Source organism: Halorubrum shenae, from assembly GCF_051194165.1.
Lineage (GTDB): Archaea > Halobacteriota > Halobacteria > Halobacteriales > Haloferacaceae > Halorubrum.
The window spans coordinates 51,031-73,670 of the sequence record NZ_JBLZNI010000011.1 but is presented as its reverse complement, the minus strand read 5'-3'; the positions used below and the strand labels follow the sequence as shown (position 1 = coordinate 73,670).

General features: G+C 67.7%; 19 protein-coding genes, 2 tRNA genes and 1 pseudogene. 13 read left to right on the top strand and 9 right to left on the bottom strand.

Annotation, left to right across the window (positions count from 1 at the left end; genetic code table 11):
* Positions 1-6: 6 nt before the first annotated feature.
* Both ACNS88_RS12985 and psmA read right to left on the bottom strand, forming a co-directional pair.
* A complete protein-coding gene (locus ACNS88_RS12985; protein WP_435098348.1) occupies positions 7-888 on the bottom strand; it encodes an MOSC domain-containing protein in 882 nt (293 codons plus the stop codon).
* Positions 889-939: 51 nt separating this feature from the next.
* Positions 940-1,728 carry an archaeal proteasome endopeptidase complex subunit alpha gene (gene psmA / locus ACNS88_RS12980; RefSeq protein WP_435098378.1) on the bottom strand — a complete coding sequence of 263 codons (789 nt, stop codon included), beginning with the start codon at positions 1,726-1,728 and terminating at the stop codon, positions 940-942.
* A gap of 211 nt (positions 1,729-1,939) precedes the next feature.
* Between psmA and ACNS88_RS12975 the strand changes: the two genes are divergently transcribed.
* Genes ACNS88_RS12975 through ACNS88_RS12965 form a run of 3 tightly spaced genes read left to right on the top strand, consistent with a single transcriptional unit; the run spans position 1,940 to position 5,317 of the window.
* Complete coding sequence (locus ACNS88_RS12975) at positions 1,940-3,364, top strand: COG1361 family protein (RefSeq protein WP_435098345.1); 1,425 nt, start codon at positions 1,940-1,942, stop codon at positions 3,362-3,364.
* The gene (locus ACNS88_RS12970) at positions 3,357-4,121 is read left to right on the top strand and encodes an ABC transporter ATP-binding protein (protein ID WP_435098342.1); all 765 of its coding nucleotides are present in this window, start codon (positions 3,357-3,359) and stop codon (positions 4,119-4,121) included. The genes ACNS88_RS12975 and ACNS88_RS12970 overlap by 8 nt, the downstream gene beginning before the upstream one ends.
* A complete protein-coding gene (locus tag ACNS88_RS12965) occupies positions 4,118-5,317 on the top strand; it encodes an ABC transporter permease (RefSeq protein ID WP_435098339.1) in 1,200 nt (399 codons plus the stop codon). The genes ACNS88_RS12970 and ACNS88_RS12965 overlap by 4 nt, the downstream gene beginning before the upstream one ends.
* Positions 5,318-5,358: 41 nt before the next feature.
* Here the strand turns inward: ACNS88_RS12965 and ACNS88_RS12960 are convergent, their stop codons facing one another.
* The 5 genes from ACNS88_RS12960 to ACNS88_RS12940 form a co-directional block, all read right to left on the bottom strand.
* Complete coding sequence (locus ACNS88_RS12960; protein ID WP_435098336.1) at positions 5,359-5,535, bottom strand: DUF7501 family protein; 177 nt, start codon at positions 5,533-5,535, stop codon at positions 5,359-5,361.
* A gap of 180 nt (positions 5,536-5,715) precedes the next feature.
* Positions 5,716-6,291, bottom strand: coding sequence for a dihydrofolate reductase (locus ACNS88_RS12955; RefSeq protein ID WP_435098333.1), 576 nt, complete (start codon positions 6,289-6,291; stop codon positions 5,716-5,718).
* Entirely contained in the window at positions 6,291-7,319 is a 1,029-nt protein-coding gene (thyA, locus tag ACNS88_RS12950; protein ID WP_435098330.1) for a thymidylate synthase, read from the bottom strand. The genes ACNS88_RS12955 and thyA overlap by 1 nt, the downstream gene beginning before the upstream one ends.
* A gap of 591 nt (positions 7,320-7,910) precedes the next feature.
* Positions 7,911-7,981 (bottom strand) — tRNA-Gly (locus tag ACNS88_RS12945).
* 112 nt (positions 7,982-8,093) lie between these two features.
* Positions 8,094-8,789 (bottom strand): enoyl-CoA hydratase/isomerase family protein, encoded by a 696-nt coding sequence (locus ACNS88_RS12940; protein ID WP_435098327.1) that lies wholly within the window; start codon positions 8,787-8,789, stop codon positions 8,094-8,096.
* A gap of 59 nt (positions 8,790-8,848) precedes the next feature.
* Between ACNS88_RS12940 and ACNS88_RS12935 the strand changes: the two genes are divergently transcribed.
* Positions 8,849-9,514, top strand: coding sequence for a DUF7114 family protein (locus tag ACNS88_RS12935; RefSeq protein ID WP_435098324.1), 666 nt, complete (start codon positions 8,849-8,851; stop codon positions 9,512-9,514).
* A 91-nt stretch (positions 9,515-9,605) separates the two neighbouring features.
* Positions 9,606-9,677 (top strand) — tRNA-Thr (locus ACNS88_RS12930).
* A gap of 214 nt (positions 9,678-9,891) precedes the next feature.
* Here ACNS88_RS12930 and ACNS88_RS12925 read toward each other — a convergent pair.
* Positions 9,892-10,233 carry a hypothetical protein gene (locus tag ACNS88_RS12925; protein WP_435098321.1) on the bottom strand — a complete coding sequence of 114 codons (342 nt, stop codon included), beginning with the start codon at positions 10,231-10,233 and terminating at the stop codon, positions 9,892-9,894.
* 325 nt (positions 10,234-10,558) lie between these two features.
* Here ACNS88_RS12925 and ACNS88_RS12920 point away from each other — a divergent pair, with 325 nt between their 5' ends.
* The 8 genes and pseudogenes from ACNS88_RS12920 (at position 10,559) to ACNS88_RS12885 (ending at position 20,897) form a co-directional block, all read left to right on the top strand.
* Positions 10,559-15,676 carry a PAS domain S-box protein gene (locus tag ACNS88_RS12920; protein ID WP_435098318.1) on the top strand — a complete coding sequence of 1,706 codons (5,118 nt, stop codon included), beginning with the start codon at positions 10,559-10,561 and terminating at the stop codon, positions 15,674-15,676.
* 74 nt (positions 15,677-15,750) lie between these two features.
* Positions 15,751-16,431, top strand: a complete 681-nt coding sequence (locus ACNS88_RS12915) for a DUF7384 family protein (protein WP_435098315.1) — start codon at positions 15,751-15,753, stop codon at positions 16,429-16,431.
* A gap of 52 nt (positions 16,432-16,483) precedes the next feature.
* A complete protein-coding gene (locus ACNS88_RS12910) occupies positions 16,484-17,443 on the top strand; it encodes an HhH-GPD family protein (protein WP_435098312.1) in 960 nt (319 codons plus the stop codon).
* A 170-nt stretch (positions 17,444-17,613) separates the two neighbouring features.
* Complete coding sequence (locus tag ACNS88_RS12905) at positions 17,614-18,450, top strand: type IV toxin-antitoxin system AbiEi family antitoxin domain-containing protein (protein ID WP_435098309.1); 837 nt, start codon at positions 17,614-17,616, stop codon at positions 18,448-18,450.
* Positions 18,447-19,247 (top strand): nucleotidyl transferase AbiEii/AbiGii toxin family protein, encoded by an 801-nt coding sequence (locus ACNS88_RS12900; RefSeq protein ID WP_435098306.1) that lies wholly within the window; start codon positions 18,447-18,449, stop codon positions 19,245-19,247. The genes ACNS88_RS12905 and ACNS88_RS12900 overlap by 4 nt, the downstream gene beginning before the upstream one ends.
* Positions 19,248-19,314: 67 nt before the next feature.
* A pseudogene (locus ACNS88_RS12895) lies at positions 19,315-19,782 on the top strand (HhH-GPD family protein); the annotation flags it as partial.
* A 67-nt stretch (positions 19,783-19,849) separates the two neighbouring features.
* A complete protein-coding gene (locus ACNS88_RS12890; protein WP_435098303.1) occupies positions 19,850-20,248 on the top strand; it encodes a DUF5778 family protein in 399 nt (132 codons plus the stop codon).
* A gap of 25 nt (positions 20,249-20,273) precedes the next feature.
* On the top strand, positions 20,274-20,897 hold the full coding sequence (locus tag ACNS88_RS12885) for an alpha/beta hydrolase (RefSeq protein WP_435098300.1): 624 nt from the start codon (positions 20,274-20,276) through the stop codon (positions 20,895-20,897).
* A 33-nt stretch (positions 20,898-20,930) separates the two neighbouring features.
* Here the strand turns inward: ACNS88_RS12885 and ACNS88_RS12880 are convergent, their stop codons facing one another.
* Positions 20,931-22,475: an FAD-binding domain-containing protein gene (locus tag ACNS88_RS12880; protein ID WP_435098375.1), complete on the bottom strand. Its 1,545-nt coding sequence runs from the start codon at positions 22,473-22,475 to the stop codon at positions 20,931-20,933.
* Positions 22,476-22,640: the final 165 nt, after the last annotated feature.

Sequence of the window (22,640 nt, the reverse complement as noted above, 5' to 3'; positions counted from 1 at the left end):
TTCCTTTTAACTCTCACCGTTCGGTTCCGGCTCGACGCCCTCGATCGCAACCGAATCGCCGACCGCGAGGGTCGAGCCCCACTCCGACTCCGGGACGACCGTGTTGACCATGAGCCGGAAGTGGTGGTCGAACCGGTCGCTTTCGGTCCACGCGGGAAGCGTCTCGCGGCGTTTGCGGACGAACGTCTCTCGGAATCCCTCGATCTCGTCGCCCGTGTCCGGGTCCCGCGAGGGGACGACACAGCGCTGACACGGGTTGACACCGAGCAGTGCCGTCTCTCCGAGCGAGACGCGAACGGCCTCCCCGTGGTCGGCGAACAGCCGGTCCTCCCAGAACGCCGGGCAGTCGTCGAGGACGAGGTTCGGTCGGAGGCGCCGGCGCATCTCCGTGGCGTCGGCGACCTCGTCGAACCACGAGGCGACCGTCTCCAGCGTCGCCCGTGAGACGACCGTCGGCCCCGGTGCCGCCCGGTCGTCGGGGAGTCCGCCGTCCGGCTCGCGGACGAGGTCGACGGCGTAGCCGAGGTACTCGCCGACCCACGCCGCCAAGGCCTCACCGTCGTCGGGAAGCGCGAAGGTGCGCGTCTCGGCGCCGACCCCACTCTCGGGGCGCGCGGGCCGCGAGAGGGTGACTGCGGTCGGCGTCGCGTCGGCTGCTCCGGCGAGCTCGTAGCTCGCCGAGAGCCGGTGGACCGCCGGCTCGCGCTTGCCGTTGACGTAGCCGCCGTCGCCGCCGACGGAGGCCGTGTGCGGGTCGACGCCGGCCTCGACGAGCGCGTACGTGCGATCGCCGCGGATGGCGCCGTTCGGCCCGAGTTCGGCGCGGTCGACCGCTGCCCCGTCGTTCGACTTCAGCGGGTACGCGACGAGCTCCGCGATGCGTGGCATACCCGCGGTTCGGGGAGCGGCGTCAAAAGGGCCTGGGGGACGGCGAGGGAGCTACTCCTCGTCGTCTGCGTCGTCTGCGTCGTCCGCGTCGTCCGCGTCCTCATCGTCTTCCTCCTCAGCGGTCGTCAGCCCGGCGGCCTCGAACGCCTCGGCGATCTCCTCGACGGGGAGGGTCCGGTAGCCGTCGGCCTCGGTGACCGTTGCGACGGCCAGGTCCGCCGGCTCGAACTCGTCTTCGTGGGCGGCGAGTGCGGCGATGCCGAGTTCGACGCCCGCGTCGAGCGAGAGGTCGTCGCTCCACTCGTCTTCGAGGTGACCCTGGATCTCCTGTCGACCGCCGCCGATGACGGTCGCCTTCCACTCGTTGGGGGTCCCGGAGGGGTCGGCCGCGAACAGGCGCGGTTCGCCGTTCTCGATGCCGCCGATGAGGAGCGCGGCGCCGTACGGCCGGGTGCCGCCGCGCTGGGTGTTCTCCTGAATGTGGTCGGTGACGAACTTCGTCAGCGCCTCGACCCCGACGGCCTCGCCGTAGCGCAGGCGGTTCCCCTGCGACTGGCGGCGCGCGAGGTCGATCAGCTGGCGGGCGTCGGCGACGTGGCCGGCGCTCGCGGTGCCAAGGTGGTCGTCCAGCTTGTGGAGCTTCTCGATGCTCTCGGCCTCCATCAGCGTGGAGGACGCGCGGGACATCGCGACGAAGACGACGCCGTCCGCCGTCCGGACACCGACGCTCGGCGCGCCGCGCGAGACCGCCTCGCGGGCGTACTCGACCTGATAGATCCGGCCGTCCGGCGAGAACAGCGACGTGCCGCGGTCGTACGCCTGCTGGTCGTTGCCGCCCATCATCGCCGATCACCCGCTCTCGCGGTGTCGCACTGGCTCATTACCCTATCTTACGCCGGACGGTTGAAAAAGCATCCGTAACCGGTACTGTCGGTCCGGGACCCGACATCGTATACGTTCGCGTCCGTCGGCGGCCCGGGACGGTACGGAGCGGCGTGAGGCGACGACCGGCCGTCACCGCCGCCACGATACCCCCGCCTACGACGGATATATGCCGCGCGGTCCCCTAACAGGGGTGACATTGATATCCACGAGAACCACAGCCGCGCTGCTGGCCCTGCTGGCGCTACTGGGGGCCGTCGGGGCGGCCACGGCGGTGCCTGACGCCCGGATCGCGATCGACGGGATCGACGCGAGTTCGACCGAGCCCGCAGTCGGCGAGCGAACGGCGCTGAACGTGACCGTCTCGAACTCCGGCGGGAGCCCGGCGGCGGCCGACGTGACGAGCGTCCGGCTCCTCAACGCGAGCAGCGACGACGGAGACGAGGACGACGAAGACGACGACCCCCGCGACGAGGCGACTGCGGTCGGGGCGCTCTCTGCGGGTGACGCGACCGACGTGGTCCTCTGGACCCGATTCGACGAGCCGGGCGAACACCGACTCACGGTCGAGGTCGTCGCCGAGCAGGAAGCGACGGGCGGCGACGACGACGGCGGGACCGTCACGGTGACGCGCGACGTGATCGTCGACGTCCAGCCGGCCGAGGTCGCGCTCGACGTGCGCACTCGTGCGCTCTCGCCGGAAGACCTCCAGAGCGACGAGGAGGACCAGAACGCCGGCGGCGTCGACCTCGGCGGCATCGAGGGCGTCTTCGGCGGGGGCGGCGGGCTCCAGACCGCCGAAGACGACGAGAGCGAAGCGGTCCGGTCGGCCGACTCCCCGGTCGCGGTGACCGTGGTCAACACCGGAACCTCGACCGCCGACCGCGTGAGCCTGACCGCCGTCGGCACGCCGGTCGGGGCGGAGGACGGAGGCGACAGCGAGGACGGAGAGGCCGACCCGACCGTCGAGGTCGGCCCCTTCGTCGTGGAAGACGTTGCACCCGGCGAAGAGCGGCAGGTGGTCGTCGACCTCGGTCCCCTCGACGAGCGCTCGGACGTGACGGTCACCGCGGCGTTCCGGTCCCAACTCGACGCGTCGGCCGGCGCCGGTGCGAACCGGACGGCGACGTCGACGCTCCGGTACCCGACGCGGGAGGGGAGCCCGACCGTCACCGACGCGACGGTCCAGACGACCCCCGACGGCGAGGTCGTCGTCGACGCCAACCTCGGTAACGCGGGCAGCGGCGAGCTTGAGGGAGTCGTGGTCTCAGTCGCGGGCGCCGACGGGGTCGAGCCGACCCCGGCTGGTCAGGAGTACTTCGTCGGGAGCGTGGGCGCGGGCGACTTCGTCGCCTTCGACCTGCGGACCGCGGCGAACGCCTCCGTGGCGACCGAGATCCCGATCCGGGTCGCCTACACCGAGCGCGGCGTCCGGTACACCGAGACCGCGACGGTGGCGCTCCCCGACTCGGGCGAGCGGAGCGGAGAGGGATCCGGCGTCGTCGGCACGTTCGGGACGCTCGGCATCGTCGGGCTCGTCGGCGGCGCGGGGGTCGCGGTCGCCGGGAGCGTGATCCGTCGTCGCGATGTATAGCGTCGAACTCCGGGGCACGACCAAGCGGTATCCGGGCGGGGGCGCCGAGCCGGTGGTGGCGCTCGACGATGTCGACTTCGCGGCCGAGCCGGGGGAGTTCGTCGCGGTCGTCGGCCCCAGCGGCTCCGGGAAGTCGACGCTCCTCAACGTGCTCGGCCTCCTCGACGACCCGACAGAGGGGTGGCGCCTGCTGGACGGCACCGACGTGACCGAGCTCACGGTCGCCGAGCGCACCGCGGCCCGAAAGGAATCGATCGGGTTCGTCTTCCAGGACTTCCACCTCCTGCCGACGCTGACCGCGGTCGAGAACGTCGCACTTCCGACCGCGTTCGACCCGGGCGACGCGAGCGATCGCGCCGCCGACCTGCTAGAGCGCTTCGGGCTCGGCGACCGGCTCGACCACGAGCCGTCGGAACTCTCCGGCGGGCAGAAACAGCGGGTCGCCATCGCCAGATCGCTCATCAACGAGCCGGCGGTGCTGCTCGCCGACGAGCCGACGGGGAACCTCGACACGGAGACCGGGGAGTCGATCCTCGCCGAGTTCGAGCGCGTGAAGGAGGAAGGGGTCGCCGTCATCGCCGTCACGCACGACCCGCTGGTCGAGGAGTACGCGGACCGGATCGTCGAACTCACGGACGGAGTGCTGGTTGGCGGCATCTCGGACGAGGCGGCCTCGATGGACGCCGACTCGCCGGACCGGAACGCCGACTCGCCGGACCGGAACGCCGACTCAGCGCTCGCGCCGGAGGAACGATGAGCAGCGGCGGCACCAGCGGACCGATGAGCGGCGGCGGAGTCACCGGCTGGCTTCGCGGCTGGCGCCCCGCCGTCTCGATGGCCGCGCGGAACCTCCGTCGAAATCGCATGCGAACAGTCCTGGCGGTACTCGGCGTCTGTATCGGCGTGCTCGCGGTCGCGGCGCTGGGGATCTTCGGAAACGTGCTCGCGCTCGGCGCCGCCGACGCCATCGGCGACATCGGCACGCAGGTGGTGGTCTCGCCGAACGCCGACGCCGGGGTGGAGTCGCTCTCGGCGGCCGACGTGGCCGCGATCCGACGCGCCGTCAGCGATCCGGCAGTCGGGGACCCGGCCGTCGTCCCGCTGTACTCGGACAACGCGGTCGTCGAGGGGGCGAGTTCACAGACCTTCGCGACGGTGTACGGCGTCGAGGAGCCGGGGCTCGCGTTCGAGGCCGCCGAAGGGAGGCTCCCGGACCGCCACCGACAGGGCGCGATCGTCGGTGCGGGCGTTGCCGAGGACCTTGACGTCGGCGCGGGTGACACGGTCGGGATCGCCGGGACGCAGGTCCGCGTCGTCGCCGTGCTCGCCGAGAGCCAGACGTTCAGCCCGGTCGCGCCAGACGACGCTGTCTTCCTCCCGGAGTCGGCGTTCGCCGCCGACGGCTACGCGCAGGCGCTCGTCGTGGCCGACTCGGGAGAGACGGCACGAGCGGCCGCGGACGCGATCCGCGAGTCGGTGAACGCCCGCGAAGAGCGCGTCGACCTGTTCGAGCTGGCGGCGATCGTCGACGAGATCAACGGCTTCTTCGATCTTTTAAGTACGTTCCTGCTCGGGCTCGGGGCCATCTCGCTCGTCGTCGCCGGCGTCTCGATCCTCAACGTCATGCTGATGAGCACCATCGAGCGCCGACAGGAGATCGGCGTGATGCGCGCGGTCGGCGTGACGCGCCGGGACGTGCTGCGCGTGCTGTTGGCGGAGGCCGGGCTCATCGGCGCGGCGGGCGCGGCGGCAGGGACCCTGCTGACCGTGCTGCTCGTTGCCGGGCTGGTAGTCTCGACGCCCGCGGTCGACGCCGCGCTCGTACTCGACCCGACGAACGGCTACTACCTCCTGTTGGCGCTCGGGTTCGGCGTCGGCGTGGGGATCGTTAGCGGGGCCTACCCGGCGTGGAAGGCGGCGAACGAGCGTCCCGTGGAAGCGCTGCGGAGCTGAGTCAGCGTCGCACCGAGGCTCCCGCGCCGACGACCGCTCCGTCACCCCGCCCAGCCGCCCCGCATATCGTCGGTGACGCGGTCGCGCCACGTTTCGAACGCGTCGCGACACTCGGGCTCGGTTTCAACGTGGCGCATGAATCCCGCGCCGGGCGACGCGAGTTCCGTCCCGCAGAACGGACACTGACCGGGATCGATCGAGGTTTCTGCTAGTGTCATGAGAGCATATAACACACTATGGTAACAAAAGTGTTTGGTCGATCTCTATGAACGCTTATAGTATGTGATACACAATAATTATCGGCTGGTTACTGTGTGTACAGATAAGAAAGAGCCTAGAATTCTTCCAGAATAGAATACACCGGCCGGGAGATCGATAGCGGGCTCGGGATCTTGTCTTTACCCGTCGATCCGCTCGTAGGTGACGAACGCGAGCGCGGCGGCCTCGTCGTCGCTCTCGTCGTCATCCCCGACGGATTCGCGCGCCGTCTCAGTCCACCCTTCAGCGTCCCAATCCGGGAAGTACGTGTCGCCCTCGGGACGCTCGGGGACCGCAGTCAGCACCATCCGGTCGGCACGGTCGAGGAACTGCTCGTAGAGGGTCGCGCCGCCGATGACGTAGACCTCGTCGACGCCGCGGTCGGCGGCGTCGGCGACCGCGAGGTCGACCGCCTCGTCGAGGTCGTTCGCGACGACGGCGCCCTCGGGGAGATCGAGGTCGCGGGTCGTCACCACGACGCTGGTTCGGTCCGGGAGCGGGCCGCCGATCCGGTCGGCGATGCTCTCGTAGGTCGCGCGGCCGACGATCACGGGGTGGCCGGTTGTGAGCTGCTTGAAGTGCGCCAGATCGGCCGGATAGTGCCACGGCATTCCCCCCTCGTCGCCGATGACGCGGTTCTCGGCGACCGCGGCGACGAGGACGAGGTCGACGCTGGCGCTGTCGGCGCCGTCGCCGGCGAACGCGTCGCCGGCCATCACTCCGCGACCGCGAACGAGATGCCGTCCGCGGAGTCGTAGTCGACGACCTCGACGTCCTCGTAGGTGAGCTCGTCGAGCGGCACGTCGGCGATCTCGATCCGGGGGCGCTCGCGCGGCTCCCGCGAGAGCTGTTCGAGCAGGCCGGGGACGTGGTCGTACCCCTCCTCGCCGGCCGTCTCGTCTGGGGCGGTCCGCTCGACCCAGCTCTTCACGTCGAGGTAGTCGGCCTTGCTCTCGACGGTCGCGAGCCGGTCCTGGACGTACCGGAGGTTTTTGCCGTACCACTTCCCGCGATCGCCGCGCCCGCAGTAGACGTGCGCGTCGACGACGGTGTGACCGAACTCGCCGACCTCGAACCCCGTCCGCTGCGCAAGCGCGTTCGCGAGCAGCGCGTAGGCGGCGATGTTGAACGGCACGCCGAGCGCGATGTCGCCCGAGCGCTGCGTGAGGTGGAGGTTGAGCCGGCCGTCCTGCACGTTCACGACGAAGGTGTAGTGACACGGCGGCAGCGTCGAGACCGCGGCGTTGGCAGGGTGCCACGCGTTCACGACCATCCGGCGCGACTGCGGGTTCTCGTCGAGGGTGTCGAGCACGTATTGGATCTGGTCGAAGGTCCGACGCTCGGCGCCGTCCGGTCCCTCCTCGACGTTCACCCAGCGGTGCGCGTCTTCGGGCCACGTCTCGCCCGGGAGCGCGTCGACGCCGTCTGGCACGGGAAACCGGCGCCAGAACCGGCCGTAGGCGGTGTCGAGGCGGCCTTCCTCGTCGGCCCACGCGTCCCAGATCTTCGTCTCCTCGCGGAGGTTTCGGACGTGTTCTTCGCCGGAGAGGTACCAGAGCACCTCGTGGATCAGCGAGTTCCAGCGGTAACCGTCCATCTTCTTGGTCGTCAGGAGCGGGAATCCCTCCGCGAGGTCGACGGTGTACTGCCCGCTGAACGTCGCGATCGTGTCGACGCCGGTTCGGTTCGGCTTGTGCGTGCCCGTCGACAGGGTGTCGTCGACGAGATCGAGGTACTGTTGCATGGTGGGATCTGGCTCGCCGATGTGAGTGCCGGCGAGACGGGTTTACCTGTCCAAACGAACGGGCGAACCTAACCGTGACGGTCTGGCGTTCGGATCGGTGTGTGGAAGTGGTTCGTGGTTCGATCGGGGACTGTGTCGCGGGTTCGGCCGATCGCTTATAAATGACGGATAGCTGATTGGCGTGAACACCGCCAAATCCCCAGCCGCGAGGACGCCGCACGCTCGTTGCGCGCTTCAGTCGCTCGTTGCACTCGCTCCTTCCAGTGCTTACGTCGCCTGCGGCGTCCTCGCGGCTGCCCCCTTTGAGTCCCACCCAACCGCAACCGCACCGCAGCCTCACACCTCCCCAGCCTCGTCGCTCACTCCGTTCGCGACTCCCTCGCGCGGGCTCCTCGCGCCCGGTGGGCGCTCGGAGGCACGCGCCAGCCGCAGACCTATTTCTAAGTGAAGTAGAGTCCAGCAGTACCCAAAGAAACGTAGACAAAAATAGAGGCTACCGACTAGACCAGTCAAAAAAAAGTACCGGCCGAGACTCCCGTGAGCGGAGCGAACGGGAGGCAGACCGGTGTATCTTCGAGCGTAGCGAGAAGATGCACCGGCCGAGATTTGAACTCGGGTTGCAACCATGGCAAGGTTGCGTGATACCACTACACTACCGGTGCGGGCTTCGCATCTGATGCTTGGTCGGACATTTACTTAAACCTGTCACATCCGACCGACCGCGGGCGGGCGGGGGTCCCGAACCGCGGGGCGGGCGGCGGCGCCCGGTTCGACTCACTCCCCGCGCGTCGCCGCGATACCGTCGGCGTGCGCGCGAACGAGGTCGGCGAACGCGGTCGCCTCCGCGCCCTCTTGGGTCTCGTCGTCGCGCCGGTCGCGGACTCGCCGCTTGATCGCGCGGAGCGCGTCCGGCGCGCCCTCTGCGACCGCGTCCGCAACCGACCGCGGGTCGTCGACGACGCGGGAGACGAGCCCGGTCCGGAGCGCCGCGTCGGCGTCGAGCACGCGCCCCGACAGCGCGAAGTCGAGCGCGTCGCCCTCGCCCATCACTCGCGGGAGGCGAACGGTCCCGCCCCACGCACCGAACAGTCCGAACGCGACGCCGGGCTCCGCGAACGTCGCCGCGGGGGTGGCCACTCGGATATCGGCCGCGAGCGCGAGCTCGACGCCGCCGCCGCGGGCCGCGCCGTCGACCCCGCAGACGACGACCGTCTCCGCGTCCGCGATCGCCGTGGCCGTGCGCTGGCCCATGCGGGCGAACGCCGCCGGGTCGTCGAGGTCGGCGACGACGTCGAGATCGGCGCCGGCACAGAACGCCTCGCCGGCGCCGCGAAGGTACGTCACCGGCGCGTCGGCGTCGGTGACGGCGGTGCGGAGCGCGGTCAGGTCCTCGGGGCGGAGGGCGTTCCGGCGCGCCGGGCGGTCGATCGTCACGACGCGGACGCCGTCATCGTCTCGGGTGCGGATCACACTGTGGTATTCCGTTCGTTTCCAAAGGTCTTTGCCCCTCGATCGACTACCGTTACGTAATGGACGATGCCGCGCGAGCGCGTGAGGCCGCACACGAGGCGCTCGCGGACGTCGAGCCCGATCAGCTGCGCGATGCCCTCGAACGCCGCATCCTCGACGCCGCCGTGACGCCCGGGGTGCTGGCGCTGGTCACCGCCCGCGCGGTCGACCCGGAGGTCAACCCCGACGCAGTGGTCGATCGGGCGGCCGGCGTACAGCTCATCTACGAGGGACTCCGACTCACCCGGTCGGTGGCCCACGAGGAGCCGTGGGTGACCGCGCCCGCGCGCGAGACGGACATCGACGCCGACATGGACGTGCTCACCGCCGATGTGCTCGTCTCGCGCGGTTTCTCGCTGCTGGCGTGTACCGACGCCGCCGCGGCAGCGGTCGAAGTCGTGCGCGCGTTCGGTCGCGACCAGACGGTCCGGGACCGCGAGGGGACCGACCCCGCCGCGGCGACCGCGCTCGACCGGAACCTGGAGATCGACGCCCTCGAACTCGCGGTCGTCGCCGGCACCACCGCCGTCGGCGGGGAGCCGCCCGAGGAGCTGTTGACGTACGCCCGCGAACTGGCCGCCGATTACGACGGCGAGTTCCCGCCGCCGGGCCGTGCGCTTCCGGATGCGACCGTCGATCGGATCGCCGACATCTCCGACCGCGCCGTGAGCGCGACGGACCGGTGATCGGCCGACTGCGCCGGAACGTGTGTGTCTCCGTGACGGGACGCTCCCGAATCGAAACCCATAAAGTCGAATCCGGTCAACGACTCATTGCGCCTGGGTAGCTTAGCGGTAAAGCGCGTCCTTGGTAAGGACGAGACCCCGAGTTCAAATCTCGGCCTAGGCTTCCGATACGCGCACCCCGCGGCTCCAGTTCGCTTCTCAGATCTGTCCGACTCCGGTAGCGCCGCGGTCGCCCCCATCGCCCTCATTCCGCTCGTGACGGCGAGCCGCGTCCCGCGACGGACGCTCAGATTCACGCCGCGGGGTTCTCACCCGTCACGAGACCGGTCGTATAAACGACCGACCGGCAACACCCGGGAACTCGGCACGGAGACCGATCAGTTGAACGCGCTGCTGTCGGTCGGCGTCGTCCCCCGCTTCCCGCGGATGTAGTAGGCGAAAAAGCTGGAGATCCCCAGCGTGTACGGCGCGACGATCGCGATCTTGGAGATTATCTCGGTCGGCAATCCGGGCGAAATCCGGGTCACCCCAGCGACGAACACGAGGAGCGAGACGACGGCCGCAAGGGTGAAGAACGCCTGCCCGGCGCGGAGTAGCGTTGGGTTGTACCCGGCTGGTCGGTAGCCACAGATCGGACATTGGTCGGCGTCTGTCGGGATCGACATCTCACACTTGTCACAGGGCGCAGTCGACTCTGCGTCGTCGGGATCGCCCACCATACCGGATACCAGGGGATCGATCACCTTGAGCCTGTTTCACGCGGCTACCCGCCGGCGCTGTCGCTGGAAGTCCCCGACGAATCGCGCTGGCGGACGGTCGACGATGCGCTCCGGGAGGGCGTCGATCGAGTGCCATACGCGGCGGTGAACGATACCGGGCAGTCGCCGTCGACGGAGCGATTCGTGTGGTCGCGCGATGCGAACGCGAATGTCTACTTAAATACTGTTAGAGCGGTGCAATCGCGACGTACTTAATAAAAAGAAAATCTCATCGGCAAAAGTAATTTTTCAGAACTATTAATGGTACATGAACTATTGACATTGTATGGGAAGTACAGAACCCTCTCACGGGTCACACGACCGGCTGCTCACCCTCTCGGCCGATCTCAACCGAGCCAAGACGGTCGAAGGCGCCGTCTCCGCCGCGATCGAACTCGCGGAGGCGACGTTCGATCGACCGGCGGTACAGGTCTGTGAGTGGGACGGAGACGCCGATTCGGTCGTCGTCGGGTCGTCGGACCCGGATCCGAGCAGGGCGACGAGCGCTCCGGGGGATATTCCGGACCCGGTCCTTGCACGGCTCCGTGGGCGCGGCGGGCCCTTCCGGACCGACGAGCCGCCCGAGGCGACGGTCGTGACCGACTCCGAAGACCCGCTTCGGGCCGAGGGGTTCGTCCCGGTCGGTCGCGACCACGTGCTGCGTCTCGGCCTCATGAACCCTGACGGGTTCGACGAGGCGGCAGTGAGCGCACTCGAGGCGATCGCGGCGAACCTCGAAACGGCGTTGGCGCGGATAGAGCGGCGAGGACCCGACGAGGGGCGGAGCGACGGATCGACCGAGGCTGACGGATCGGTCGAGGCCGACGCGACAGCACTGCGTCGCTTGAACGAACTCACGGTCGGCGCCGGGGAGTTCGACGAGGTGATCGAGCGACTGCTCTCGCTCGGGTGTGACTACCTCGGCCTCGAGACGGGGATTCTCTCGTACGTCGACGGCGACGACTACGAGATCGAGGCCGTGGTCGACGCGACCGGGACTCACGAGGCGGGCGGAGTGTACGACATCGGCGAGACGATGTGCGAGGCGACGCTCGCCGGCGACGCGGCGGAACCGCTGGCCTTCGCCGACGTCTCGGACACCGACTACCGCGATCACCCGGCGGCCGAGGAGGTTCGGGCGTACGTCGCGGCCCCCGTCGTCGTCGACGGCGAGACGTACGGTACGGTCAACTTCTCGATGGGAACCGCACGCGCGGAGCCGTTCCGTCCGGAGGAAGTGACGTTCGTCACCCTCGTCACGCGGTGGATCGGCACCGAGATCGAACGCCGTCACCGGTTCGAGGAGCTGGAACGATACGAGACGATCCTTGAGGCCGTCGGTGACCCGGTGTACGCGCTGGACGCCGACGGCCGGTTCACGTACGTCAACGAGGCCGCGAGGCGGGAGTTCGGATACGGAACAGAGACGATCGGCAAGCGCCCGACGATCGGGATGGACGAGGCGGACGTCGCACAGGTCCGGGAACAGATCAAGCGGTTGGTGGCCACCGGCGAGCGGTCCGCGACCGCGGAGTTCGAACTCGAGACGGCCGACGGCGGTCGGAAGATCGTCGAGAACCGGCTCGCGCTGATCGGCGACGGCGAGTTCCGCGGCAGCGCCGGCGTTCTCCGCGACGTCACGGCGCGGAAGAAGCGGCGGCGACAGTTGGAGTCGTTCCGGCGAGCCGTCGAGGAAGCGAAGGACGGCATCGCGATCCTCGACGGCGACGAGTACTCGTTCGTCGACCAGTCGCACGTGGACATGTACGGCTTCGAGAGCAGGGAGAAACTGCTCGGGAGCACGTGGCGCGACCTCTACGCCGACGAGGAGGTCGAGCGGTTAGAGCGGGAGGCCTTCCCGGCGCTCGAATCGGAAGGGTACTGGCGCGGCATGGTCACCGGCACGCGGCCGGACGGGTCGACGTTCCCGGCCGAACTCTCTCTGACCATCGTCGAGGACGGTCGACTCGTCTGTGCCGTTCGAGACGAGACCGAACGCAGAGCGCGCGAGCGGGAGCTCGAACTGAAAGAGCGGGCGATGGACGAGGCCACGGTCGGGATCCAGATCACCGACTCGGCTCAGGCGGACAATCCCCTGGTCTACGTCAACGACGGGTTCGAGCGGCTGACTGGGTACACGCGCGAGGAGGCACTCGGGCGCAATCCGCGGTTCCTCCAAGGCGCGGACACCGACCCCGAACAGGTGGAGCGACTGCGAGAGGCTATCCGGTCGGATACCCCGGTGTCGCTCGAGACCAGGAACTACCGGAAAGACGGAACGCCGTACTGGACTCGGCTCTCTATCACGCCGGTGACGGACGAGAGCGGAACCGTGCAGAACTACATCGGCATCCAACAGGACGTCACCGAGCGCAAGGAGCGGGAGCGGCGGCAGGAGGCCACGGTGGCGGTGTTCGAGCGGATATACGAGGTGACGACCGACCCGGACCTCACCTTCCGTGAGAAGGTCGAAGGCCTCCTCGCGGCCGGGAACGAGTATCTCGACCTCCCGCACGGCTACCTGACGCGGATCGAGACGGACGACGGGGGCGCGTCGGGGACACAGCAGGTCGTGTATGCACAGGGCGACCACGAGCGGCTCCGGGCGGGCGAGTCGTCCCCGCTCTCGCGGTCGTACTGTCGGAGGACGGTCGCGGGCGACGAGGTGGTGGCGATTCAGTCTGCCGGCGACGCCGGCTGGGAGGACGACCCCGCGTACGAGGCGCTCGGGCTGGAGGCGTACATCGCGGGTGCCGTCGGGGTCGCCGGGGAGACGTACGGGACGCTGTGTTTCGCCTCGACGGAACCGCGTGCGACGCCGTTCACCGAGACCGAAAAGACGTTCGTCAGTCTCCTGCGACGCTGGGTCGGCTACGAGATAGACCGCAGGGACGCTCAGGACGAACTCCGCCGGCAACGGGAGCGGCTCGAGATGACGCTCTCGGGGACGAACACCGGGATCGCCGAGTGGGACCTGAAGACGGACGAGGTGACGTGGAGCGAGACGCTCGTTGACCTGTTCGACACGGAGGGGAACCTCGAGGAGGCGGTCCACCCGGACGACTGGGACCGAGTTCGAGAGAGCCGAACGCGGATGGTCGAAACGGGGGACCCGTGGGTCGGCGCCTTTCGGTTGGTCGGCGACGACGGCGAGGCTCGCTGGGCGAGGATCCGAGCCGTCCCCACCTACGACGACGACGGGACCGCCGACCGGGTGCTCGCGACCTTGACCGACGTCACCGATCAGAAGGAGGAAGAGCGCGAACGCCGGCAGAACGAGCGCCGGTTCCAGTCGCTGTTTGAGGACCCGGGGATGCTCGTGGGGATGCTGGACGTCGACGGAACGCTCTTGCAGATCAACGAGAATGCGCTGACGTACATCGAGGAGACGGCCGACGAAGTCATCGGTGAGCCCTTCTGGGAGACCTCGTGGTGGAGCCATTCGGCGGAGCTCCAGAACGACGTCAAAGAGTGGATTCGCCGTGCGGCCGACGGCGAGTACGTGGAGTACGAGTCGTCGCTCCCCGGTCCCGACGGCGACACCTGGCACGTCACGGGGGTGGTTCGCCCCGTGTCGGACGACTCCGGGTCGGTCGAGTCGCTGGTCGTCTCCGCCCGGGACGTGACCAAGCGACACCGCCAACAGCGCGAACTGTTCGAGGAACGCGAGCGGTTCCGCCTGCTGACCGAGAGCGTCGACGACTACGCCTTCCTCATCGTCGGTGAAGAGGGGGACATCCAAACGTGGAACGAGAGCGCCGAACAGATGTTCGGATACGACGCCGAGGAGGCCATCGGGATGTCGACGGATCGGCTCCACCCGGAGTCGGACCGCGAGTCGGGGGTCGCCGACCGGTTGATCAAGCAGGCGCGCATCACCGGCGAAAGCGCGCATGAGGGTCGGCGCGTCCGCGCCGACGGGTCGACCTTCTACGCGGACGTCCGGTACGCACCGCTCGAATCGGAAGACGGGACGTTTCGTGGATACGCGACGATCGTTCGCGACATGACCGAGCGACGACGGCAGGAGCGTCGGACCGAGCGGTTCGTCGAGGAGTCCGACGACGTCGTGACCGTCCTCGACACCGACGGGACGGTCACCTACGCCAGCGGATCGACCGAACGGGTACTCGGGTACGACGCCGACGATCTCCTCGGCGAAACCCTCTTCGATTACCTCCACCCGGACGGCCGGGAGCGCGCGATGAGAGCGTTCTTCGACTGTGTCGACGGTTCGAACGGCACCCTGTCCGAATCTCGGTTCAAGTGTCCCGACGGCGAGTGGATCAACGTCGAAGGCCACTTCCGGAATATGCTCGACGACGACGCCATCGACGGCGTTCTCGTCTACCTTCGGGACGTGACCGAGAGCAAGGAGCGGGCCCGACGGTTCGAGAGCATCTTCAACCAGACGTTCCAGTTCACCGGCCTGCTCGAACCGGACGGGACGGTGATCGAAGTCAACGACGCCACACTGGCGTTCGGCGGGGCCGAGCGCGACGCGGTCGTTGGGGAGCCGCTGTCTGCGGCTCCGTGGTGGCAACACTCCGAGGAGGCCAGTCACGAGGTCCGAGACGCCGTCGACCGAGCGGCCGGCGGCGAGTTCGTCCGGTACGAGACGGAGGCCAACGGCGCCGACGGCCTCTCGACGGTCGACTTCTCGGTGAAACCCGTGACCGACGACGACGGCGACGTCACGTTGCTCGTCGCCGAGGGCCGGGACGTGACGGACCAACGGCGACAGCGGCAGCACACGGAGGTGATGCAGCGCGTGATGCGTCACAACATGCGGAACGACCTGACGAAGGTGCGCGGCTGGGCGGAGATGATGGCCGAGGAGCCGGACCCGGAGAAACGCGGCGAGCAGTTCGAGACCATCGAGCGAGTCATCGACAAGTGGGCGTCGATGACGGAGAAGATGAAGGCGATACGCCAAGTCACCCAGTCACAGCAGGGACAGCAGGCCACGACGGCGTGCGGGCCGCTGATCGAGGCCGCCGCGGACGAGGTTCGCGAGGAGTACCCCGACGCGACCGTCGCGACCACGGTGTCGCGCGAGGAGCCCATAGCGGTGCCCGAGGCGCTTCACGACGCGGTCCGCGAGCTGGTCGAAAACAGCCTCAAGGCGTCTGAGAACGCCGCGGTGGCGGTCGACGTCGACGGTACGGAGGCCGGCTGGGTAGAGGTCTGCGTGAGCGACGACGGACCCGGGATGCCGGACATGGAGATCGACATGCTCGAGACCGGAGAGGAGTCGCCGCTCGAACACGGCGAGGGGCTCGGTCTGTGGCTGGTTCGGACCGTCGTCACGCAGGCCGGCGGGGAGATCGCGGTCGAGTCGAGCGACGACGGAACGGAGGTGTGTCTGCGGCTGCCGATCGCCCAAGACGGCGAGACGGAGTGACCGGTCGGGCCGGCGAGACGGCGGCGTCGCCGCCGGCCGCAAACCCGATACCCGTGGCCGTCGACACCTCTCGTATGACCGCGACCTTCGCCGACCTCTTCGACCGAGCCGCCGAGCACGACGTGAGCGCCGAGGCGGTGAGCGCGGCGCTGGCCGATCGTCGGTCGGCGTCCGAGGAGGACTCCGAGGATACCGCCGAGAGCGACGCCGGCACCGAGACCACCGACCTCCCGCCCGTCGACCGCGACCCGAGCCCCGACCGCGTCGTCGCCGACGCCGACGTGCTCGCGACCGATCTCTTGGTCGGCGGGCCGGCCCGCGAGGCGCTCGACGCGCTGCGCTCGCACGCGTGGACGACCCTCGTCGCCAGCGATCCGCTCCTCGACGACGCGGAGGCGGTGATCGCCTCGCTCGCCGACGACGAGTTGGCGGCCGACTGGCGCGAGACGGTCGAGACGTGGCGCGAGCCGGTGGTACAGCCCGCTGGCGACCACCCGGCGCTGGCGTCGGCGTACCGCGGCGGCGCGATGCAGGTCGTGAGCCTCAATCCGTCGCTTACCGGGCCGGGAGCCGCGGCCGGGCTCCGAGACCGGATGGCGGTGAGCGTCCGCGAGCCGCGCGCGTTCGCGACCGTGTTCTCCCCGGCGCGGCTGTACCCGGAGGCCGTCGGCGGCGAGTATCCGGGTCCCGACCGCGACCCGCGCTCGATGGAGCCGGTCGCCTCTGACGAAGACCAGCACTTCGGCGAGAACTAGCACCCCGGCGAGGATCAGCATTGATAAGCGACCGCCGACCCGACCGACGGTAATGACCGACTCGGACGCGACCGCCGCCACGGAGGGTCTCGACGAGGGCGACGCCCCCGAGCTGCCGGCCGACCTCGACGCGGTCCGCGAGGCGCTCGTCGACTGGTACGAGGCCGATCACCGCGACTTCCCGTGGCGACGCACCGAGGACCCCTACGAGATCCTGGTCAGCGAGGTGATGAGCCAGCAGACCCAGCTCGACCGGGTCGTCCCCGCGTGGGAGGCGTTCGTCGACGAGTGGCCCGCGACTGCCGACCTCGCCGACGCCGACCGCGGCGACGTGGTCGCGTTCTGGTCGGACCACTCGCTCGGCTACAACAACCGCGCGAAGTACCTCCACGAGGCCGCCGGACAGGTCGAGGACGACTACGACGGCGAGTTTCCCGAGGCCCCCGAGAAACTGCAAGAGCTGATGGGCGTCGGCCCGTACACCGCCAACGCGGTGGCGTCGTTCGCGTTCAACAACGGCGACGCGGTCGTCGACACCAACGTGAAGCGGGTGCTCCACCGCGCGTTTGCAGAAATCCGTAATGCGGACGACCCGGATTACGAAACCGTTGCGAACACCCTTATGCCGCCCGGAGAGTCCCGAATCTGGAACAACGCGATCATGGAACTCGGCGGCGTTGCTTGCGGAAAGAAACCACGGTGTGACGAGGCCGGTTGCCCGTGGCGCGAGTGGTGTCACGCTTACCAGACCGGCGACTTCACCGCGCCCGACGTTCCCACTCAGCCGAGCTTCGAGGGAAGCCGTCGCCAGTTCCGCGGACGGATCGTTCGACTCCTCAGCGAACACGACGAGATGGATCTGGACACGCTTGGTCATCGGATCCGAGTGGATTACACTCCTGATGGGGAGCACGGACGAGAGTGGTTGCGAGGTCTCCTTTCGGACCTCGCCGACGACGGTCTCGTCAAGATCGAGGAGGGGGGCGATCAGATAACTGCTCGCCTCCACTAGTCTGATTCAGGTCCACTGAACCACTCACATACGAGAAGGCCGATTTTATTTCACACCTTATTTGGTGTTTATGTACTCTGAGCGTCTATCAAGGCGACTTTCGGCAAACCCGATCCCAACGAGTACCTTTATTCCTGTTCGGATTTAGATTCTATGTACGCTGAGCGGCTATGAAGCCTACAAACGAGGAAGAGACTCAACGAAAGAGTCTGTCGACACGTGAATCGCAGGCACTCTCACGGCTCGCAAGCGGGGGGCAACAGATCATCACCATCGGTGACATCGCGGATGTCCTGGACATCCCTCGGAAGTCAGCCAAGGATATGGCGTATACGCTCAAGGAGAAGGGCTGGCTTGAGCGGATCGCGTACGGGAAGTATCTCATCCTGCCGCTCGCTGCGGGCGAGAACGCGGTCTATACCGAACACGAGTTCGTGATCGCGTCCGCACTCGTCGAGCCGATGTACATCGGGTACTGGAGTGCGATGAACCATCACGGGCTTACAGAGCAGCTGTCCCGTACTGTGTACATCGTGACGACAGAACGCGCCCAAGAACGCGAGATCCACGGGGTTACCTATCAACCGGTGACAGTTACTGAGCAGAAATTCTTCGGCTATCAACCGACTGCGGTCGGGTCTACCCAAGTGAATATTTCGAGTATCGAGAAAACGCTGGTCGATTGCGCTGACCATCCGGAGTTCTGTGGAGGCATCGACGAGCTTGCAAAGGCAATGCAGAACGCGGCAGAAATGCGATGTTCCTGGGAGCGGGTCGTCGAGTATCTGCGGCGAGTCGGGAACGGTGCCGCGACGAAACGAATCGTCTACCTCGCCGACCAGTTGGACATCGAGCTTCCGAAGTACGACGAGATCGTTGAGGACTTCACGACTGGGTACCCGTTGCTCGATCCGACGAGGGGAGCGAAGGGCACCCGCAACAGCACGTACCAACTCCGCCTGAATGTCAGCCCCGAGTTGTTCCAGCCGGAGGACTTCTCAGAATGATTCCCGAAGCGCAACTCCGACGGCTGGCCAGAGAGCTGGATGTTCGCCTCGGCTACGCGGAGAAGAACTACGTTAATTCGTGGATCCTCTGGGCGATCTACACGAGCCAATACGGCGATAACCTGCTGTTCAAGGGCGGAACTGCGCTCAGTACGTTGTACTTCCCGGAGACGTGGCGCTATTCGGAGGATCTTGATTTCGGTGTCGAGGGAGAGTACCGGGGGAGCGAAGCGGAGTTGCGAGACGTATTGGAAGACGCTACCAGAGCCTCCGGCGTTGACTTCGAGGTGACCAAACACCGCGAGCTACAGAAAGAAGCGTATCCGACACACTACGTCGATATCGATATCCAGTACAACGCTGTTCTCGGTCACAAGAACACAACGAGTCTGGACGTTATGATCGATGAATACGCTGCGTTCCCCTCGGTAAACCATCGACACAGCTACGAGGATGTCCCCGAGTTCGAGTTGACCGCGTACAGCGTGGAAGAGATTTTCGCAGAGAAGTTGCGAGCGCTCTATCAGCGATCACAGGCTCGGGATTACTACGATCTCTATCGGATGATTGCCGAGGCTGACGTTGGTGACTCGGGTATCCTTCCGGCATTCACACGAAAGTGTGAACACGACGGTCTGGACATCGACCTCCGAGATGGACTTCCCAGAGAGAAACGGGATGAAATCCGTGACGGCTGGCAGAATACGCTCCCCGACCTGGTTGCGGATCTTCCCGAGTTCAACGCAGTCTATGACACACTCGAAGACTACATCAGTTCGATAGTAGACGAATCGTAGCCTGGGTACTACCTCTCCGGAGACGGATGGCTGCGTCTTCTCCGGATCTATGGTATATCTCGCCAACCATCGGGCGTTTGCGGTGCCGGACGACGACGACGCGTTCGGGCGTGTCGCCTCACACGTGATGCCTGACGGCGAGTCCCGCGTCTGGAACAACGCGATCATGGAGCTCGGCGGCGTCGCCTGCGGGACGACCCCGCGCTGTGACGAGGCGGGCTGCCCGTGGCGCGGGCGGTGTCACGCCTACGGGACGGGCGATTTTACCGCGCCCGACGTGCCGGAGCAGCCGAGCTTCGAGGGGAGCCGGCGGCAGTTCCGCGGGCGCGTGGTTCGAGTCCTCGGCGAGTACGACGAACTGACGCTCGACAAGCTCGGGCCGCGGGTCCGCGTCGATTATACGTCCAACGGCGAACACGGTCGAGAGTGGCTCCGCGGACTGATCGCGGACCTCGCCGACGACGGGCTCGTGACAGTCGAGGAACGCGCCGGGGACGGCGAAGCCACAGAGACCGTCGCCTCGTTGCGTCGGTGAATCTCGAAGAACGGGAGTACGACGGGGAACCGTCACCCGTTTATCACCGGAGCGAGAACGACGCGGTATGACCGAGACCGTCGATTCCGACCTCTACACGCGGACGAAGGCCTTACTGGAGCCGGGCGACATCGACCTCGCGGGCTGTATCGTCCACACGACGCTCGGCGGGCAGGAGGACCTGGAGATGCACGAGCTCACGGTCGCGATCAACGAGGTCATCGCCGACCACGCCGGCAAGGGCGAGGCGTACATCGAGGCCGGCAACGACGACACGAACTTCTCGTCGAACCAGTTCCAGGGGCTGACCCTCGACGACGAGGCGTTCGTCTGGGAGTGCCAGCAGCTGCTCCGCGACGGTACCTTCGATCTCGTCTTCTACTACGAGGCGACCGTCGAGCAAGCGGCGCTCGCCGCTGACCTCGCCGACCTCGACGACGTCGATCGCGTGACGCAGGTCCCCTGACGGCGCGATTCGCTTTTAAACCCACGTGAGCGAAACCGTCCTCATCCCCGGCGGCCGCGACGTGCGCGCCACTCTCGACATCGCCGCGAGCGACGGGTCACGCGGCGAGGCCGCCGTCGTCGCCTGCCCGCCGCATCCTCAACACGGGGGGCACCGCGGCGACGAGCGCCTGACCGCCGTCAGCGACGCCCTGACCGACCGAGGAATCGACTGCCTGCGGTTCGACTACGGCGACTGGGACGAGGGGTACGGCGAGAGCACCGACGCCGACAACGCGGTCGGCTGGGCCGCCGAGCGCTACGAGCGCGTCGGGCTGTTCGGCTTCTCGTTCGGAGCCACGGTCGCGCTCGTCGCGGCGGCGTCTCGCCCCGGACTCGCCGGGGTCTGCGCGCTCGCGCCGACCGCGCGGCTGAACCCCGACGTCGACGCGGTCGCCGCCCTCGACGCCCTCGTCGATCTCGGCGTTGCGACCCGGATCTTGTACGCGACCCGCGACTCGACGGCCGACTGGGAGCCCGTGGTGGAGCGGGCGGAACAGCTGGGGATCGAGACGGTCGCGTTCGAGTCGGACCACTTCTTCGTCGGGCGGGCAGGTGATGTGGGAAAGGCGGTGGAGGAATTCTTCGGGACGCGGTTGCGCGACGACTGACAGCGTTCGCTCGCGTCCGGCGAAATCCCGGGTTCAGAACTCCCCGAGGTCGGTCTGCGTGCCCGTCTGCTTCCGCTCGCCGTGCTTCTCCGCGATCGCCTTCGCCCCCGCGACGCCCCGTGAGAACGAGGCGCGCTTGGCGATCTCCTCGTCGGCAAGGCGGGCCGCGGCGGCCGCCTTCGCGTCCTCGTACCGCCGCCAGAAGCGTTCCTTCGCGGCCTCGTACTCGACGACGGGCCGCGGGTAGTCCGCGTTCGGACCGTCGCCGATGGTGACGCCGCACTCGTCTTGCACGACCGGCGGCGTCTTTTCCGGCCGGGGCAGGTGTTCCGATGGGAGCCCCTCGAGTTCCGGGACCCAGCGCCGGACCCACACTCCGTCGGGGTCCTGATCGCGCACCTGTTTCCGAGGGTTGTACAGCCGGAGGCTCGGCTTCCCGATCAACCCCGCCTGCGACTGCCACTGCGTGTAGTTGATCGCCGCGTCCGAGTCGATCAGGTGGTGATGGTACCAGTCGGCGCCGATCCGCCACGGCTGTTGGAGGAGATGGAAGTAGCCGCTTGCGGCCATCGCTCGCATCCGAAAGTTGAGCCACCCCGTCTCTTGCAGACAGCGCATCGCGGCGTCGATCATCGGGTAGCCTGTCCGCCCCTCCTTCCACGCCGCCACCAACGCCGGATCGTAGGTGTCGCGGTTGAACCCCTCGAGTTCCGGGTTTACCGCGGTGTCCAGCCACCCGGGCCAGTCCTCGAGCTTCTGGTTGTAGTGCCGGTTCCAGAACAACCGCGAAACGAACATGTCGCGCCCGCGACCCGACGGGGCGTGTTCGTGAACGTGCTGGTAGACCTGCCGCGTCGAGAGACAGCCGAATCGGAGATACGGGGAGAGACCGCTACAGCCCTCGCGGGCGTCGAGCGGCGACGAGATGCTGCCGGGGTAGTCGGAGATTCGCCCGACGAAGGCGTCCAACTTCTCGCGGGCGACGGTCGTTCCCCCTTCCGGGACCAACGACTTCTCCGGCGTGGTCTCGTACCGCGTTTCGATGTCTGCGACCGTCACGTCGGTTTCGACGTCTGCCAGGACGGTCCCCTCGAAGGACGGTCGGTACTGCTCGGCCTCGAACCACGCTTCGACGTGGTCGCTCCACCCGTTTCGGGGTCGGTCGACCCCGCGGCGGAGCCCGTCTCCCGAGACGAACCGAACGCCGAGATCGCCCGCGTCCGCGTCGCGTTCGAGCCCGTAGCGCCCGGTCGGGGTCTGCGAGGCGAACACCGTCCAGCCGGCGTCGACGAAGGCCTCGAGGATCGGGATCGGATCGCCGTGCGCGTACGTCAGTCCGGCGCGACCGCCGCTGGCGGTGTCGTAGCGGTCGCTCAAGTCGGTGAGACACTCGTGAAGGAATCGGATCCGGGCGTCACAGGCAAGTCCGTCGTCGCCGTAGAAGGCGGGATCGAACACGAACAACGGGAGGACGACGTCCGCGTTCTCCGTCGCCGCGGCGACCGCCGGGTGATCGCGTATCCGGAGCTGTTCGCGGTGCCAGACGACGGCTCCCGAAAGATCGGCTTCCGACGCCATGACTCCCGGCGCCTCGGCTTCCGAACCCTCGGCTTCCACCGCGGACGTCGCCGATCTGTTAGCCTCCAAAGAGTCCCGGGGAGGGGCTACCGTCGTCGGAATCGGCGGCTCAGTCTGACCGTCAGTCACAGTGAGACGTACCCGGTCTACGAGCAAAAACCGTCG

Excerpts from the sequence above, each read along its gene's own strand:
- ACNS88_RS12985 (WP_435098348.1), bottom strand. The coding sequence starts at position 888 with ATGCCACGCATCGCGGAGCTCGTCGCGTACCCGCTGAAGTCGAACGAC.
- psmA (WP_435098378.1), bottom strand. The coding sequence starts at position 1,728 with ATGGGCGGCAACGACCAGCAGGCGTACGACCGCGGCACGTCGCTGTTC.
- ACNS88_RS12975 (WP_435098345.1), top strand. The coding sequence starts at position 1,940 with ATGCCGCGCGGTCCCCTAACAGGGGTGACATTGATATCCACGAGAACC.
- ACNS88_RS12970 (WP_435098342.1), top strand. The coding sequence starts at position 3,357 with ATGTATAGCGTCGAACTCCGGGGCACGACCAAGCGGTATCCGGGCGGG.
- ACNS88_RS12965 (WP_435098339.1), top strand. The coding sequence starts at position 4,118 with ATGAGCAGCGGCGGCACCAGCGGACCGATGAGCGGCGGCGGAGTCACC.
- ACNS88_RS12960 (WP_435098336.1), bottom strand. The coding sequence starts at position 5,535 with ATGACACTAGCAGAAACCTCGATCGATCCCGGTCAGTGTCCGTTCTGC.
- ACNS88_RS12955 (WP_435098333.1), bottom strand. The coding sequence starts at position 6,291 with ATGGCCGGCGACGCGTTCGCCGGCGACGGCGCCGACAGCGCCAGCGTC.
- thyA (WP_435098330.1), bottom strand. The coding sequence starts at position 7,319 with ATGCAACAGTACCTCGATCTCGTCGACGACACCCTGTCGACGGGCACG.
- ACNS88_RS12935 (WP_435098324.1), top strand. The coding sequence starts at position 8,849 with ATGGACGATGCCGCGCGAGCGCGTGAGGCCGCACACGAGGCGCTCGCG.
- ACNS88_RS12925 (WP_435098321.1), bottom strand. The coding sequence starts at position 10,233 with ATGGTGGGCGATCCCGACGACGCAGAGTCGACTGCGCCCTGTGACAAG.
- ACNS88_RS12920 (WP_435098318.1), top strand. The coding sequence starts at position 10,559 with ATGGGAAGTACAGAACCCTCTCACGGGTCACACGACCGGCTGCTCACC.
- ACNS88_RS12915 (WP_435098315.1), top strand. The coding sequence starts at position 15,751 with ATGACCGCGACCTTCGCCGACCTCTTCGACCGAGCCGCCGAGCACGAC.
- ACNS88_RS12910 (WP_435098312.1), top strand. The coding sequence starts at position 16,484 with ATGACCGACTCGGACGCGACCGCCGCCACGGAGGGTCTCGACGAGGGC.
- ACNS88_RS12905 (WP_435098309.1), top strand. The coding sequence starts at position 17,614 with ATGAAGCCTACAAACGAGGAAGAGACTCAACGAAAGAGTCTGTCGACA.
- ACNS88_RS12900 (WP_435098306.1), top strand. The coding sequence starts at position 18,447 with ATGATTCCCGAAGCGCAACTCCGACGGCTGGCCAGAGAGCTGGATGTT.
- ACNS88_RS12890 (WP_435098303.1), top strand. The coding sequence starts at position 19,850 with ATGACCGAGACCGTCGATTCCGACCTCTACACGCGGACGAAGGCCTTA.
- ACNS88_RS12880 (WP_435098375.1), bottom strand. The coding sequence starts at position 22,475 with ATGGCGTCGGAAGCCGATCTTTCGGGAGCCGTCGTCTGGCACCGCGAA.